This is a genomic window from Mycobacterium sp. (genome assembly GCF_965229105.1).
Classification (GTDB): domain Bacteria; phylum Actinomycetota; class Actinomycetes; order Mycobacteriales; family Mycobacteriaceae; genus Mycobacterium.
This window is the reverse complement of record NZ_OZ245858.1, coordinates 6,216,441-6,231,860: the sequence shown is the minus strand read 5'-3', so window position 1 is coordinate 6,231,860 and position 15,420 is coordinate 6,216,441. Positions and strand designations below refer to the sequence as shown.

The 15,420-nt window shown below is 66.0% G+C and carries 15 protein-coding genes and 1 riboswitch; of the genes, 10 read left to right on the top strand and 5 right to left on the bottom strand.

What is annotated here, in order from left to right; all coding sequences use genetic code 11:
* The first annotated feature begins 7 nt into the window (after positions 1-7).
* Positions 8-117: riboswitch (TPP riboswitch) on the top strand.
* From thiO to ADBZ9O_RS29480, 4 genes are all read left to right on the top strand, one after another.
* Positions 110-1,162, top strand: a complete 1,053-nt coding sequence (gene thiO / locus ADBZ9O_RS29495) for a glycine oxidase ThiO (RefSeq protein ID WP_526526914.1) — start codon at positions 110-112, stop codon at positions 1,160-1,162. (Overlaps the previous riboswitch by 8 nt.)
* Entirely contained in the window at positions 1,159-1,356 is a 198-nt protein-coding gene (gene thiS / locus ADBZ9O_RS29490) for a sulfur carrier protein ThiS (protein ID WP_526526913.1), read from the top strand. The genes thiO and thiS overlap by 4 nt, the downstream gene beginning before the upstream one ends.
* Positions 1,349-2,113 carry a thiazole synthase gene (locus ADBZ9O_RS29485; RefSeq protein WP_526526911.1) on the top strand — a complete coding sequence of 255 codons (765 nt, stop codon included), beginning with the start codon at positions 1,349-1,351 and terminating at the stop codon, positions 2,111-2,113. Before thiS ends, ADBZ9O_RS29485 begins: the two co-directional genes overlap by 8 nt.
* 29 nt (positions 2,114-2,142) lie before the next feature.
* Positions 2,143-2,907: an SGNH/GDSL hydrolase family protein gene (locus tag ADBZ9O_RS29480; protein ID WP_526533648.1), complete on the top strand. Its 765-nt coding sequence runs from the start codon at positions 2,143-2,145 to the stop codon at positions 2,905-2,907.
* On the opposite strand, the gene ADBZ9O_RS29475 is transcribed toward ADBZ9O_RS29480, so the two are convergent.
* Both ADBZ9O_RS29475 and ADBZ9O_RS29470 read right to left on the bottom strand, forming a co-directional pair.
* Complete coding sequence (locus ADBZ9O_RS29475) at positions 2,879-3,421, bottom strand: DUF1697 domain-containing protein (RefSeq protein ID WP_526526910.1); 543 nt, start codon at positions 3,419-3,421, stop codon at positions 2,879-2,881. The two genes, ADBZ9O_RS29480 and ADBZ9O_RS29475, sit on opposite strands and share 29 nt — an antisense overlap.
* Before the next feature lie 69 nt (positions 3,422-3,490).
* A complete protein-coding gene (locus ADBZ9O_RS29470) occupies positions 3,491-4,180 on the bottom strand; it encodes a slipin family protein (RefSeq protein WP_526526909.1) in 690 nt (229 codons plus the stop codon).
* Between the two features lie 363 nt (positions 4,181-4,543).
* Here ADBZ9O_RS29470 and ADBZ9O_RS29465 point away from each other — a divergent pair, with 363 nt between their 5' ends.
* From ADBZ9O_RS29465 to ADBZ9O_RS29455, 3 genes are all read left to right on the top strand, one after another.
* Positions 4,544-6,043: a M28 family metallopeptidase gene (locus ADBZ9O_RS29465; protein WP_526526907.1), complete on the top strand. Its 1,500-nt coding sequence runs from the start codon at positions 4,544-4,546 to the stop codon at positions 6,041-6,043.
* A 56-nt stretch (positions 6,044-6,099) separates the two neighbouring features.
* Positions 6,100-7,581 (top strand): M28 family peptidase, encoded by a 1,482-nt coding sequence (locus ADBZ9O_RS29460; protein ID WP_526526905.1) that lies wholly within the window; start codon positions 6,100-6,102, stop codon positions 7,579-7,581.
* Between the two features lie 103 nt (positions 7,582-7,684).
* Positions 7,685-9,067 carry a DUF222 domain-containing protein gene (locus ADBZ9O_RS29455; protein WP_526526903.1) on the top strand — a complete coding sequence of 461 codons (1,383 nt, stop codon included), beginning with the start codon at positions 7,685-7,687 and terminating at the stop codon, positions 9,065-9,067.
* On the opposite strand, the gene ADBZ9O_RS29450 is transcribed toward ADBZ9O_RS29455, so the two are convergent.
* From ADBZ9O_RS29450 to ADBZ9O_RS29440, 3 genes are read right to left on the bottom strand one after another with little or no spacing between them, the layout of a single operon-like run.
* Positions 8,994-10,313 (bottom strand): uracil-xanthine permease family protein, encoded by a 1,320-nt coding sequence (locus ADBZ9O_RS29450; RefSeq protein WP_526533646.1) that lies wholly within the window; start codon positions 10,311-10,313, stop codon positions 8,994-8,996. The two genes, ADBZ9O_RS29455 and ADBZ9O_RS29450, sit on opposite strands and share 74 nt — an antisense overlap.
* Positions 10,314-10,364: 51 nt before the next feature.
* Positions 10,365-11,138: an SDR family NAD(P)-dependent oxidoreductase gene (locus tag ADBZ9O_RS29445; protein WP_526526901.1), complete on the bottom strand. Its 774-nt coding sequence runs from the start codon at positions 11,136-11,138 to the stop codon at positions 10,365-10,367.
* Positions 11,139-11,176: 38 nt separating this feature from the next.
* Positions 11,177-12,010 carry a sugar phosphate isomerase/epimerase family protein gene (locus ADBZ9O_RS29440; RefSeq protein ID WP_526526900.1) on the bottom strand — a complete coding sequence of 278 codons (834 nt, stop codon included), beginning with the start codon at positions 12,008-12,010 and terminating at the stop codon, positions 11,177-11,179.
* Positions 12,011-12,208: 198 nt separating this feature from the next.
* On the opposite strand from ADBZ9O_RS29440, the gene ADBZ9O_RS29435 reads away from it, so the two are divergent.
* The 3 genes from ADBZ9O_RS29435 to ADBZ9O_RS29425 are packed head-to-tail and all read left to right on the top strand — an operon-like array spanning position 12,209 to position 15,380.
* Positions 12,209-13,552, top strand: coding sequence for an MFS transporter (locus ADBZ9O_RS29435; protein WP_526526898.1), 1,344 nt, complete (start codon positions 12,209-12,211; stop codon positions 13,550-13,552).
* Entirely contained in the window at positions 13,552-14,400 is an 849-nt protein-coding gene (locus ADBZ9O_RS29430) for a transketolase (protein ID WP_526526896.1), read from the top strand. Before ADBZ9O_RS29435 ends, ADBZ9O_RS29430 begins: the two co-directional genes overlap by 1 nt.
* Positions 14,397-15,380 carry a transketolase family protein gene (locus tag ADBZ9O_RS29425; RefSeq protein WP_526526894.1) on the top strand — a complete coding sequence of 328 codons (984 nt, stop codon included), beginning with the start codon at positions 14,397-14,399 and terminating at the stop codon, positions 15,378-15,380. The genes ADBZ9O_RS29430 and ADBZ9O_RS29425 overlap by 4 nt, the downstream gene beginning before the upstream one ends.
* The last annotated feature ends 40 nt before the right edge of the window (positions 15,381-15,420 follow it).

Sequence of the window (15,420 nt, the reverse complement as noted above, 5' to 3'; positions counted from 1 at the left end):
GGTAGAAGAACGACAGCACGGGAGCCCCGGGAGCGGGGCTGAGAATGGGTCCGACCGGCCCTTACCGTCACACCTGATCCGGGTCATGCCGGCGAAGGGAGCACAGGAAATGCCAGTACCCGGCCCGCCCGGAACGCTCGCCGTCATCGGCGGCGGTGTGATCGGGTTGTCCATCGCACGCCGCGCGGCGCAGGCGGGCTGGTCGGTGCGGGTGCACCGCTCGGGCGCGCCGGGCGCGTCATGGGTGGCCGGTGGCATGCTCGCGCCGCACAGCGAAGCCTGGCCGGGAGAAGAAACCCTGCTTCGTATCGGCCTGGAGTCGCTGGCGTTATGGCGGGCAGAGGGGCCGGGCAGTTACCTCGATGGCCTGCCGCCCGATGTGATCACCGCGCGCGAATCACTGGTGGTGGCGCTCGACCGTGCAGACGCGGCGGATCTGCGCACGGTCGGTGACTGGCTGGCGTCGCAGGGGCAGCCGGTGTCGTTGACCACCTCCGCCCGCGATCTGGAACCGCTTCTGGCCCAAGGTATTCGGCATGGTTTTGTGGCGGCGACGGAGTTGGCGGTGGATAACCGCGCAGTGGTGGCGGCGTTGGCCACCCAGTGTGAACAGCTCGGCGTCGAATGGGCGGGTCCGGTCGACGACCTGGCGCACGTGTCGGCGCAGAGCACGGTGATCGCCAACGGTATCGACGCGCCCACTCTGTGGCCAGGGCTGCCGATCAGGCCGGTCAAGGGTGAGGTGCTGCGGTTGCGCTGGCGCACGGGTTGTATGCCCATGCCGCGCCGGGTGATTCGAGCCAGGGTGCACGGCCGGCAGGTGTACCTGGTGCCACGGGCCGACGGTGTCGTGGTCGGCGCCACGCAGTACGAGCACGGTCGCGATACCGCCCCCACGGTGGCCGGGGTGCGGGAACTGCTCGATGATGCGTGCGCTGTACTTCCGGCGCTGGGGGAGTACGAACTCGCCGAATCTGCGGCCGGGCTGCGGCCGATGACCCCGGACAATATGCCGCTGGTCGGCAGGCTCGACGACCGGACGTTGGTGGCCGCTGGACATGGTCGGTCGGGTTTCCTGTTGGCGCCGTGGACCGCCGAGCGGATCTTCGTGGAACTCCGAGGCGAACTGACCGCAGTACGAAAGGAAGAGGCGCCGGTATGAAAGTGATCGTCAACGACGAAGAGATGCAGGTGGACGACCACACCACGGTGACCGGCCTGCTGGACCGGCTGGGTATCCCGCAGAAGGGTATCGCGGTTGCGCTCGACTGGACGGTGCTGCCCCGATCTGATTGGACCAGAACGCTTTCCGCTGGCGCTCGGATCGAGGTCGTGACGGCGGTGCAGGGTGGCTGACGCGCGGCTGACCATCGCAGGCCGGACGTTCGGGTCACGGCTGATCTTGGGTACCGGTGGCGCGGCCAACCTTGCGGTGCTCGAAGAGGCACTGATCGCCTCCGGTACCGAGCTCACCACGGTCGCGATGCGCCGCGTCGATGCGCAAGGCGGTACCGGGGTGCTCGAGCTGCTGAACCGACTCAACATCGCCGCGCTGCCCAATACCGCGGGCTGCCGCGGTGCGGCGGAGGCGGTGTTGACCGCTCAACTCGGCCGCGAGGCGCTGCAGACCAACTGGGTCAAACTCGAAGTGATCGCCGACGAACGCACCCTGTTGCCCGATGCCGTCGAATTGATCCGTGCCGCAGAACAACTCGTTGATGACGGTTTTGTGGTGCTGCCGTACACCACCGACGATCCGGTGCTGGCCCGTCGACTCGAAGACACCGGCTGCGCTGCGGTGATGCCGCTGGGGTCACCGATCGGCACCGGTCTTGGCATCGCCAACCCGCACAATATCGAGATGATCACTTCAGCCGCAGGGGTGCCCGTCGTGCTCGACGCTGGGATCGGCACCGCCAGCGATGCCGCGTTGGCGATGGAACTGGGTTGTGACGCCGTACTTCTCGCCAGTGCTGTTACCCGCGCCGCCGACCCGCCGACGATGGCGGCCGCGATGGCCTCGGCGGTCACCGCCGGATATCTGGCCCGCCAGGCCGGCCGCATCCCGAAGCGATTCTGGGCGCAGGCGTCCAGTCCGGCTCCCGCGTGGTGAAGGGACGCTACGTCGCGCTGGGTAGCTCGATGGCCGCCGGTCCGGGAATTGCACCGCGAGTGCCTGGTTCGCCGATTCGCGCGGCCCGGTCAGGACGCAATTATCCGCATTTGATCGCCCGCGTACTCGAACTGGACCTCGTCGATGTCACCTATTCCGGTGCGACGACGGCGAACCTGCTCACCGAACCGCAGCACGGCTCGCCACCACAGGTCGGCGTGCTGGACGGGACGGAATCGCTGGTGACCGTGACCATCGGCGGTAACGACGTCGGGTATGTACCCGCGCTGCTGGCCGCCGGCCTGCCTCGGGTTCTGCGCCGCATTCCGTTGGTGGGCAGCAGTATTCGTGGGGCGCTCGACCGCGATGCCCGTGATCGGGCGCTCAGCGTCGTCGAAGCCAGTCTGCGGGCGGTCGGCGAGACGGTCCGGGCCAGGGCTCCGCAGGCGCGGGTGGTGTTCGTCGACTATCTGACGCTGTTACCGCCGGCTGGGGAACCGGCGCCTCCGTTGACGACGGCCGAGGCTGATCTCGGCCGCTACATCGCCGGCCGGCTGGCGGAGATCACCGAGTCGGCGGCTGCGGCGTCCGGGTGCGAGATCGTGCGGGCCAGCACGGCCAGTAGCGCGCACCATGCCTGGTCCACGGAGCCGTGGACGGTGGGCGCAGGTAGCGTCGTTGCAGCACTTCTCAACCGCAGGCCCGCGCCGTTCCACCCGAACGCGGCGGGGATGCGGGCGGTCGCGGATCTGGTGGTTGACCTGCTCAGGCCTGATCAGAAGCCAGCGCAATAAGCTTGCGTACCGAGTTCAGGTTTCGTCCGGTGCCCTGAACGCCCAACGCTTTTGCTATCGCCTTGGCGTCCAGGTCCGATCGGCCTGCGCCGTCGCTATAGCGGATGTGTAGCTCGTTGCCGATCACCCTGAACTCGTCGCCGCCGAATGTCATCGCATGAAAATCTTTGGTGGCCTTCGCAGTTGGCTTGGCTACCAGAAAGTACACGTAGGAAAATCGGTCCTCGACGACCTCGAACGGATGATGGTCCAATGCCGCTTGTAGCTCGGGGGGCGTGCGGCTGATGACTTCCCGCGAGAAGCCGAACTTCGCGGTGATGGCGGCTTCGAGTGCGCGGTCGAAATCGGCCGCTTTGCCCGGCGGGGTGCACAGCAGATTGCCCGACGCGATGTACGTCGACACGTCGGTGGCGCCGAGTTCAGTGGCCAGCTCACGGAGTTGTGCCATCGGCAGTTTCGCCCCGCCCACATTGACAGCCCGGATGAACACCACTCGCTTCGCTGACTTCGCCATGGCGCCCAGTCTTGCTGCCCCAGACGACGAACACCACCGCCGCTGATGGCGGCGGTGCCCGTCGCACCTTTACTCGTCCTGGGCGGGCTCGACATCGGTGACCGGGGCACCGATCGACAGCGTGACCCTCGAGCCGTACGGCACCGCCTGGATCGCCTTCAGTGAAGCCAGCGCGGGGTGCGCATCCAGCAGTCGGCCAGCATTGGCCAGCGCCCGCAGTGCTGCGGTCTCCGCGCGCGCCGCTTCCAGCTGTGCGGCACCACGTGCCTTCGCGGTGACCAGCTCCATTGCTGCCGAGCGGATCTCGTTCGGAACGATGACGTCCTTGACGAACACCTCCCGGACGTCGATACCGTTGCGCTCGCCCGCCGCCCTGGCCGCGGCCAGTAGGACGTCACCGTCGATCCGGTCGTTACGTCGCATGACGTCCTCGACGGTGACTGCGGAAACGTTGTCGCGCAGGGCAATCTGCACGGCCAGGTACACCGCAGCTACGGGGTCGGCCGCGTTCTCGGTGAAGGTCACCGGATCGGTGACGGCGATCCGCAGCATGACAGTCACCCGCAGCGACACCGCGTCGGAGGTCAGCACCTCCTGCGGGGCCAGCCCGAACAGCCGCTCACGCATCTCGACGAACGCCGTCGACGCCTGGCCGAACAGCCGGTGCGAACCCGGCGAGAGGACACGCTCGACCTTGCCGTCGCGGTACACCAGTGCGCACTGGCCGACCGCAACGGTCAGCCGGGTGAACATGGACATTGTTGTGCTCTCCTTTCCGGGTTAGTGCTATTGCTCGGGGATACCGCCCCCGGGCACGCGCACCGGCGGGGTGTCGCGCACCTGAACCAGCGTGCGCACACCGCAGAGCCGGTGGACGTGGGATTCCGGAGGCGGTATCTCGTGATGAGTGAGGAATCGAACCTCAGGGTTTTCTATGACCCGTGCCAGTGGCTCCTGAAGCAACGCACAGAAGTGATCGCGGTACCCCGCTACACCTGTTTCCCCAATTGGAGCCGGGAGGAAGGATGCCAGCACAGCAAAGCCGTTGGCAATCGATTTATGGCGAGCGTTTAGCGAGCAGGCCGTGCCGTGCACATTCCATAGACGGCTAACGTGGAGCCAATGCGGCGCACAACACTGACTATCCTCACCATCCTCACCGTGGTGGGCGTCCTCGGTGGTTGCAACCGGGCGGCACCGTCCGCGCAGCCGGTCACGGTGACGCCCGAGGCCAGCGAGTACGGCAGCGCACTGCAAAAACAGGTCACCGCCGACGCGATGATGGGGCACCTGCAGAAGCTGCAGGACATCGCCAACGCCAACAAGGGGACCAGGGCCGTCGGCACACCGGGGTTCGATGCGAGTGTCGACTACGTCGCAGGCGAGCTGCGCACCAAGGGTTTCGACGTGCAAACCCCCGAATTCGACGTCAAGGTGTTCACCGCCGATCCCGGCACGCTCACCATCGACGGCGCCACCTTCACCACCCGCGCACTGGAGTACAGCCTGGGCACCCCGCCCGACGGAGTGAGCGCGCCATTGGTACTCGCGCCGGTGGATGACACCCCTGGCTGTTCGGCATCGGACTATGACGGACTGCCTGCCAGGGGCGCTGTGGTAGTGGTCGACCGGGGAATCTGTCCGTTCACGCAGAAATTGGCCGCGGCAACCGAACGCGGTGCTGTGGCGATGATTGTCGTCGACAACGTCGACGAGAAGACGATGGGCGGCACTCTGGGCGAGAGCGCCACCGTCACGATCCCCGTCGTCAGCGTCACCAAGGCCGATGGCGCGCAGCTGCGCACCAAACGCGGCACCGCCACCCTCAAGATCAACGCCAACGTCCGAAACCTCATTGCCCGCAACGTGATCGCGCAGACCACGACGGGATCCACCGACAACGTCGTGATGACAGGCGCCCACCTGGACTCCGTTCCGGAGGGGCCGGGAATCAACGACAACGGGTCAGGCGTGGCCGCGGTGCTGGAGACCGCTCTGCAGATGGGTAGCGCGCCGCAGGTGCGCAACGCCGTCCGATTCGCGTTCTGGGGTGCAGAAGAACTCGGCACCGTCGGTTCCGAGAAGTACATCGAATCGCTGAACATCGACCAACTCCGCGATATCGCCCTGTATCTGAATTTCGACATGCTGGCCTCGCCGAATCCGGGGTATTTCACCTATGACGGTGACCAGTCGGCGCCGCCGAGGCGGGACGCGCCGACCGCGCGGATCGCGGAGGGGGCAGCAGGTATCGAACGCACATTGGTCGAGTACCTGAAGACGGCAGGCAAGACCGCGCAGGACACGTCTTTCGACGGTCGCTCAGACTACGACGGGTTCACCAAGGCCGGCATCCCGGCTGGCGGGCTGTTCGCCGGTGCCGAGGAAGATATGTCCGCCGAACAGGCTCAACTCTGGGGCGGGACCGCCGGAAAGCCGTTCGACCCGAACTACCACCAGGCCACCGACACCATCGAGCACATCGACAAAACCGCCCTCGGTATTCAGGGTTCAGGCGTGGGCTATGTGGTGGGGCTCTACGCGCAGGAACTCGGTGGCCGCAATGGCATGCCGGCCAGGGACGACCGCACGCGGCACATCGTGACAGCGTCGCAACCGTGACCTTGGCGCCCGGTGGTTCGTCGGCCATCCCGGGCGTGCGCGGTTAACCTGTTCGCGTGAGGCGCCACCCGTTAATCGCAGTACTTTTTCTGATCTGTCTGCTCGCGGCGTGTTCGTCGCAACCGGCGGAATCGACACAAGCCATGGCGCCGGTCCGGCTCTCCGATTCCCTGGCCACCAAGGTGACCATCGACGGTATGGTCGGGCATCTGCAGAAGCTCCAAGAGATCGCCGATGCCAACGGCGGTAACCGCGACGACGGCACACCTGGATTCGGGGCCAGCGTCGACTATGTCGTGAAAGCATTGCAGGACAAGGGTTTCGATGTACAGACACCGCAGTTCGAGCGATTGCAGACGCTGACGCCCGGGCGGCCGACGTTGACGGTGGGTGGCCGCAATTATCAGGTGGACCAGGCTTCATTGCTCCTGCAGACTCCGGCGGGCGGGATCAGCGGGCCGGTACTCAAGCCGACCAAGCCGGCGGGTTGCTCCGCCGCCGACTATGGCGCCACGCCGCCGCGCGGTGGGGTGGCAGTGGTCGACGACGCCGGCTGCTCGATCGTGGAAAAGCAGAATGCGGCTGTCGCCAAGGGTGCGGCGGCGCTGGTGGTGATCAGCGCAGGTGGCCGAAATGGCAGTCCGCCAGGGCTTTTCGTCCGAGGTTATTACGAGAATCTGAAGATACCGGTCGCTGTCGCGGGCAATGACGGTGGTGCCGCGTTGCGCAAGGCCAGCGCGCCGGTGAGGCTGGTGCTGGACAACCGGACCGTCAAAGTAATTTCCCGAAATGTGTTGGCGCAGACCAAGACCGGCTCGACAAAGAATGTCGTCATGGTGGGTGCCCACCTCGACGGTGGGACCGGCGGCCCGGGTATCAACGATAACGGCTCAGGTGTCGCGGCGGAACTGGAGACCGCGCTGCAGCTCGGCTCATCGCCGGAGGTGACCAATGCGGTGCGGTTCGCGTTCTGGGGCGCAGAGGAGCAGCGCATCGGTGGATCGTTGAACTATGTCTTCGGGCTCAGCCGCGACGAGCTCAACGACATTGCGCTCTACCTGAACTTCGATCTGCTCGGCTCACCCAACGCCGGGTACTTCACCTACGACGGTGATCAGTCCGGTCCGGCCAGTCCCGATGTCAGTGCCGATGACGTTCCGGTCGGGTCTGCAGGTGTCGAGCGCACGTTGGCCGGCTATCTGAACCTTGCCGGTAAGCGGCCCGCCGATATGCCCCTGGTGGCCGGGGTGGATTACAGCCCATTCCTGACCGCCGGGGTGCCGGTCGGCGGAATGACGACCGGGTCGGCGCAGCAGAAGACGAATGCGCAGGCACGGCTGTGGGGAGGTAAACCGGGGGTGCCGTTCGACCCGAACTTCCGCACGCCCCGCGACACCCTGGCGGCGCTCAACCGCGACGCCCTGGCCGTGATGGGCTCCGGCGTGGCGTTCGCCGTTGGTACGTATGCGACCTCGATCGAGGGAGTCAACGGGGTGCCCGCACCGGAGTTGCGGCATCGCACCGCGATGGGGCCGTAGCTGGTTCTTGTCCGATTTGGGGAGTTATCCCCACTCGTGGTTTTATCCACAATCTCGGGTTTCGGGGCTGTTGGTCGAACGGGTGTTCGAATAGTTTTGGGGGATGGATTCGTCGTCAGCCCAGGAGTGTGTGGTCGCCGCTTTGGATGCGGTTGATGACGCGTATGCGGTGTTGCGGTCGACCTCGACGGATCTGGTGGGGCATGGGTTTCGGTTAGAGGTTGCCGCTCGGTTGGAAACCCAGGAGCGGTTGAACCGGGGTTTGTCGTATCGGATGGTCGGGGAGCTGTTCGACCCGCCCGATGAAGCGGCGAGGCCGGGGATCAAGGAGCGGTTGGCGACCCGGCTGCGGGTGTCGCGGGGTGAGGTGGGGCGCCGGGCGACGGTGGCCGCCCGGATTGGTTCGCGACGCACCCTGGCTGGGGAGGTGCTGGACCCGGAGGTGCCACGGCTGGCTGAAGCGGTCGCCGCCGGGCAGGTCGGTGAGGACCATATCGGCGCGGTGTTGACGGCGCTGAACCGGTTACCGGCAGCGGTGTCTGACGCCGACCGGGGCTGGGCGGAGAAGAAACTCGTCCAGCACGCTGTCACACAGGATTCGGCGTTCGTCGCGACAGTCGGACGGGCTATTGATACCAAGCTCAACCCGGATGGGCATTTTGATGACCGGGACCGGGCGGCCCGCCGGGGGCTCACGATGGGCCGCCAAGGCCCCGACGGGATGAGCGCACTGTCCGGGCATCTGACTCCGGAGGCGCGGGCGTATTTCGAGGCGATCAGTGCCGCGGTACGGCCCGGGCATCATGTACCCGATTCGAAGCAGACTGTGGTCGGTGCCGCCACCGACACCCGCACACCGGCACAGCGGTGCCATGACGCGTTTGCCTGGGGGATGCGGACCGCGCTGGAATCGGGGAACCTGGGTCAGCACCGCGGGTTGCCGGTGACGGTGATCGTGACGACGACGTTGGAGGCGGTGCAGCAGGCCGCCCAGGCCGCAACCGACCCGTCGATACCGATGCCGGCGCCGGCGGTGACCGGGGGCGGATCCAGCTTGCCGATGCGCGATTTTCTCCGGATGGCATCCGGGGCGATCCCGTTTTTGGCGGTATTCGACGGCCATTCGAATCGGCCGTTGTATTTGGCTCGGGGGCAGCGGTTGGCCACGGCGGATCAGCGGATCATCTGTTATGCCCGCGACCGAGGCTGTACGGGCCCGAACTGCACCGTGCCTGGGTATGGCTGCGAGGTGCATCATGCCCCGGCCTGGGTTCCCGGCGGCCCCGGTAACGCCAACGCACTGTTCTTCGCCTGCCCTGCGACCAATCAGGCCGAGGCCCGCGGCGAGTACACCTCGACCGTCACCGACGAAGGACGGCTGGCCTGGACCGACGGCACCGGCCCACCCCAAGTCAACCGACTACACCATCCGGAGGAGTTGTTGGCCGATTCTCCGGAAGAGCAGTTGGGCGAGGACGATCCGTGACACCGCCGCGCAGCACGCCGAGTAGGCGCATGCCGTGATAGACGACCAGGGCGGCGATCGATCCCAGCGCGATGCCGGTGAAGGTGAGAGTGCCGATCTGCCAGGTGAAGTCGGCGATCCCGATGATCAGCGCGATGGCCGCGGTCATCTGATTGACGGGCAGCGAGAAATCGACATGGTTCGTCAGCCAGATGCGGACACCGAGCACGCCGACGAGCCCGTACAGCACGATGGTCGCACCACCGAGCACACCCGGCGGGATGGCGGAGATGGTGGCGCCGACCTTGGGGCACAACGACAATGCGATGGCAACGACGCCGGCGATCCAGTACGCGGCGGTCGAGTAGACCCGAGTCGCCGCCATGACGCCGATGTTCTCGGCGTAGGTCGTGGTGGCCGACCCGCCGCCGAAGCCGGCCAGGACGGTGGCCACCCCGTCGGCAGCCAGGGCGCGACCGGTCAGCGGGTCAGTGTCGACACCGGTCATCTGACCGACCGACTTGACGTGCCCGATGTTCTCGGCGACCAACGCGATCACGGCGGGCAGGAACATCGGCAGCACCGACAGCGAGAACGTCGGCGTCTGGAATTCCGGCAGTCCCAGCCAGCCGGCCGAGGCGATCGCCGAGGTGTCCACATCGCCAAGGGCCAGCGCCAGCAGATAGCCGAGCACCACGGCAAGGAAGATCGCCAACCTGCCGACAATGCCGCGGAAGAAAGCCAGTGCGCCGACAAGCAGCAGCAGCGTGACAACCCCGACCACCGGACCCTTTTCGAAATTGCTCTTGGCTGCCGGTGCCAGGTTGAAGCCGATCAACGCGACGATCGCGCCGGTCACGATGGGCGGCAGGATCAGGTCGATCCAGCGGGTGCCGACGAGGTGCACGGTCACACCGATCAGAATCAGCACCAGTCCGACAGCAACCAACCCCGCCAACGCGCTGCCGGCGCCGTTCGAGGCCACCGCCGCGGTCACCGGAGCGATCACCGAGAAGCTGGACCCCAGGTAGCTCGGCAGGCGGTTGCCGGTGATGAGAAGGAAAAGCAGGGTCCCGATACCGGAGAACAGCAAGGTGGTGGCCGGCGGGAAACCGGTCAACACCGGCACCAGGAAGGTGGCTCCGAACATCGCCACCACATGCTGAGCGCCGATGCCGATGGTTCTCGGCCAGCTCAGCCGCTCGTCGGGTGCGACGACGAAGTCGGGTTCGGCTTTCGATTCGACCGGTTTCCAGCTCAACGGCATCACGGTGTTCGACTACACACCATTTGCGCGTTGTGCGCACCGCGAACTGGATCAGTGGATGTGGCTGCCGCCGTTGATGTCCACCGTGGTTCCGGTCAGGTAGCTGGCGTCCTTGCTGGACAGGAAGGTGATGACTGCCGCGATCTCCTCGGTGGTCGCGGTCCGCCCGATCGGAATGCCCGCGGCCAGAGCGGCTTCCGACTCATCGGTGGCGCCGACCCGGATATTGGTATCGACCGCGCCGGGAGTGACGGCATTGACGGTGACGCCGGTATCGGCGATTTCGCGGGCCAACGCCTTGGTGAAGCCGAGGATTGCAGCCTTGGCCGACGAATACGGCACTTTCCCGAACACGCCGCCGCCGCGTTGGGCGCTCACTGACGACATATTGACGATGCGTCCCCAGCCCTGGTCGATCATTGCGGGCAGAAAGGCCCTGGTGACCAGGTAGGTGCCGGTGGCGTTGACGGCCATCACCGTGTTCCACAGCTCGAGCGTCGTCTCCAGGAACGGCACCGGCGATGTGATGCCGGCAATGTTGGCCACTGCGCCCACCGGCGGCAGGTTGCCCGAGGCCACCTCGGCCGCGACGGCGCCCTGCGCGGATGCGACGGAATCCTCCGAGGTCACATCGATCGCACAGCCGAAGGCAGGCACGGCGAACTGGTTGCCGATCTCAGCGGCGACTTTGGCGGATTTCTCGCCGTCGAGGTCAAGAATGACCACCGCCCAACCCTCGCGGGCGTAGCGCTGCGCGACGGTGACGCCGATCCCGCGGTCAGAGGTGGCGCCGGTGATGACGGCGGTGCGCTGGATGTTGGACATGGGGTGCTCCTTGGTCGATGGGTGGAAAAGCTGTGTCGTCAAACGAGTTCTGTGATCAGGTGTCCCGCGGCGGCAGTCGCGGCGGGGCGCTGGTCGTGGGTGATATCGCGAGTTTCCAATTCGAGCGAGAAGTGCCCGTCGTACCCGGAATCTGCGAGGGCCTTTAGGCCGTGAGCGAAGTCGACCTGGCCGTTGCCCACGGACAGGTTGATGTTCCCGGGTACCGCGTCGCGAATGTGCACGTGCGCGATGCTGGGTCCGAAACGCTGCACAAAGTCCGCTGGGTCACCACCAGAGGCGACGATATGGCTGAAGTCCATCACGATGCCGACTCGGTCTGGTAGTCGGGATGAAAGCTGTTGGGCGCGTTCGATATCGCAGCACAGCCGGTAGTAATGCAGTGATTCGGTCCACAGCGCCACGGCGTGCTCGGCAGCGACGGCGGCGGCGTTGGCCAACTCGGCGGCCACCCGGTCGAGGTCGTCGTCCAGGTGCGAGATCGGCGTCCGGTCAAGCCCCCCGCACGGCAGCACAAGTGCCTGTGCACCCGTGCTGGCTGCCAGAGCGACCAGCATGTGCAGGTGTGCCTCGCGGTCGGCCCGGGCACCCGCGGCGAGCGGCTCGTTGAGATCGCCGATATCGCCGTTGATCGAGCGCACCCGCAGGCCCGATGCGCACACCGTGGCAGCCACCGTGGCCACCGCCGCCGTGTCGAGCACATACGGCACGTGGTCGCATACGCCCGGCAACGCCCCGAGGTCGATCTCGGAGAACCCCAGGGCGGCGATGGTCTCCAGCGCCTGGGACAGCTCGAGATGCCGAAAGCTGATCGTCGAGCAACCCAGTCGGGTGTGAAACGCGGTTTCAGCCATCGATCAGGCTCCTCGACTCAAGCGATGCGGGTGTGACGACAACCACACCGTATCCATATCACTGTTAACAGTCAACTGATGCCAGTCAAAATATGTCGACTGTTGACATTAAGGTGTGCGCGGAGTCACACTCGGAGATGCAACTCACTGTTGACCGTCGACAGTGACTTATCCCTCGGTAGTTGAAAGGATCGGCTCATGGGCGATGACGCTCTGAAGATGCGAGGTCCGGTGCACGGCACCAAGGACGCCCGCCGCGTGGCAATCGGCTCCGGCGTCGGCGCCGTCATCGAGACGTACGACTTCATCGGGTTCGGCACCGCGGCCGCGTTGTACTTCGGCACCGCCTTCTTCCCGGGTCAGAGCCCAGTGGCAGGCACGCTCGCAGCGTTCGCCACCCTGGGCGTAGGTTTCCTGGCCCGCCCACTCGGCGGCATCATCGGTGGGCACCTCGGCGACAAGGTCGGGCGCAAACCGGTGCTGGTGGCCTCACTGATCCTGATGGGTCTGGCGACGTTCGCGATCGGTCTGCTGCCCACCTACGCCATGGTCGGCATCGCCGCGCCGATCCTGCTGGTCACCGTCCGCATCATCCAGGGTCTGGCATTCGGCGCCGAATGGGGTGGCGCAATCCTGATGGCCTACGAGCACGCGCCCTGGAAGCAGAAGGGCAAGTACACCGGCATCGTGCAGGCCGGCTTCCCGGTCGGACTGCTGTTGGCCAACCTGGTCTTCCTGGTCAGTGTGCATCTCGGCGGCGACTGGGCCTGGCGTGTTCCCTTCCTGGCCAGCATCGTGCTGGTGGCGGTGGGCCTGATCATCCGGGCCCGGGTTCCGGAATCGCCGGTGTTCGAAGACGTCAAAGAAGAGGGCAACATCGTTCGCTCGCCCATCGTCGAGGTCGTCAAGAAGGATTGGCGAAACATCGTGCGGGGCATCGGCCTTCGCATTGCGGAGACCGCCGGCTACGCCGTGTCGATCACCTACATGATCTCCTATCTCAAGGGTGCTGAGTTGGCCACCAAGACCGAAACGCTGACCGCGCTGTGCATCGCATCGGCGATCGGCATCTTTGCCACCATGGGCTGGGCGCGACTCACCGACAAGATCGGCCGCAGGCCTGTCTACATCTGGGTCACGGCCTTTGCGATTCCGTTCGGCGTACTGATGTTCCTCCTTGTCAATACCGGGCTGTTCATCCTGATCATCGCGACGTTTGCGGTGGCCTACGGTGTTTGTCAGAACGCCATGGCGGGTGCCCAGGGTGGCTGGTTCCCCGAACTGTTCAATGCCAACACGCGTGCATCGGGAGCCTCACTGGCATACCAGATTTCGGCGATGGTGTCCGGGTTCACCCCGTTCATCACCACGCTGCTGTTCGTCCAGTTCGGCTGGATCGGCCCGGCACTGCTGTTCAGTACCTACGGCGCGATCGGGTTGTGGGCCGCGCTGGCCACCCGTGAGACCTGGGGGCCGCGGGAGCGTCAGCTGGCCGCCGAGGCGGCCGCCAGTACTCCCCGTTCGCACGCAGCGGCAATCTGATGCCGGACGAGAACGCCTCCCGCACAGTGCGCGAGGCGGCCTACCGGATGCGCCACCACGTGCTCGACATGGGCCAGGCGCAGGGACAGGGCTATGTCGGTCAGGCACTCGGCGCCGCCGACATGCTGGCCAGCGTCTACGCCCACCAACTCCGCTACCGGGCTGATGACCCGCATTGGGAAGGTCGCGACCGGTTCCTGTTGTCCACCGGGCACTACGCGATCGGGCTGTATGCGGCGCTGGCCGAAGCGAAGATCATCGACGTCGAGGAGCTCGACACCTACGGCTCCGACGACTCTCGGTTGCCGATGTCCGGAATGGCAAGCTACACACCGGGAATGGAGATCTCCGGGGGCTCGCTCGGCCATGGCCTGACGGTCGCGGTCGGGATGGCGCTCGGCCTGCGCCACCAAGGCAGCGACGCGCGGGTGATCAACTTCCTCTCCGACGGCGAACTCGACGAGGGCTCCACCTGGGAAGCTGCGATGGGGGCCAGTCATCATCGGCTCGGCAACCTGATCGCGATGGTGGATATCAACGCACTGCAGGCCGACGGGCCGACCGAAGGTGTGTTGCGCACCGAACCGGTGGCCGATAAGTGGACCGCCTGCGGCTGGCATGTCCAACGCGTCGACGGCAACGACGTGGATGCACTGCTGGATGCGTTTGGCGATATCACAGGAGAATCGGTCGGCGTGCCGTCGATCATCCTGTGCGACACCAAGGTTGGCGCCGGCGTTCCGCTGCTGGAGAATCGGGAGAAGGCCCATTTCATGCGCATCGACGCCGACGAATGGCAGGTCTGCCGCGACCAACTGACCGCAGGACACGAGAGGGTTTCCGTATGAGTACCGTTGCACCGCTGCGCACGTCGGCGATGATCGCTTCGTTCGCCGACCCGGGGCAACGCACCACATCGGCGCCGTTCGGGCATGCCTTGGTCGCCGCGGCCCAGGCCGACGAGCGCATCGTGGGGCTGACCGCAGACCTCGGCAAGTACACCGATATGCACATCTTCGCCCAAGCGCATGCCGACAGGTTCTTCCAGATGGGCATGGCCGAGCAGCTGCTGTTCGGCGCGGCCGCGGGGATGGCCGAGGTCGGCCTGGTGCCCTTCGCCTCGACCTATTCGGTCTTCGCCGCCCGGCGTGCCTATGACTTCATCTGCCTCGACATCGCCGAACCCGGACTGAACGTCAACATCGTCGGCGGCCTGCCCGGTCTGACCACCGGTTACGGCCCGTCGCATCAGGCCACCGAAGACATCGCGATCTTCCGCGGCATGCCCGGCCTGACGATCGTCGACCCCTGCGATTCGGTCGATATCTCCCAAGCCGTGCCCCAGCTGGCGGCCAGTCCGGGCCCCACCTATTTGCGGCTGCTGCGCGGGCAGGTCCCGACCGTGCTCGACGAGTACGACTACACCTTTGAACTGGGCAAGGCCAAGGTGCTGCGCGGCGGCGCCGACGTGGTGCTGATCTCCAGCGGGCTGATGACGATGCGCGCGCTGCAGGCCGCGGCCGCGCTGGCCACGCACCACGTGGATGTCGCCGTCGTGCACACGCCGACCATCAAGCCGTTCGACGCCGAAACTGTGCTTGCCGAGGTCGACACCGATCGCCTGGTGCTGACGTGTGAGAACCACACCGTGGTCGGCGGGCTATTCGAAACGGTGGCGTCGGCCAGTGTGCGGGCAGGACTGGGCCGTCAGATCACGCCGATCGGGCTACCGGATGAGTTTCTTGCCGCTGGCGCTCTGCCCACCCTGCACGAGCGCTACGGCCTGTCGACGCCGCGGATCGTCGCGACGGTGCTGGACCGCCTGTAGCATCCAATGTTGACAAAGAAATGTTGACAGTCAGGGAGCG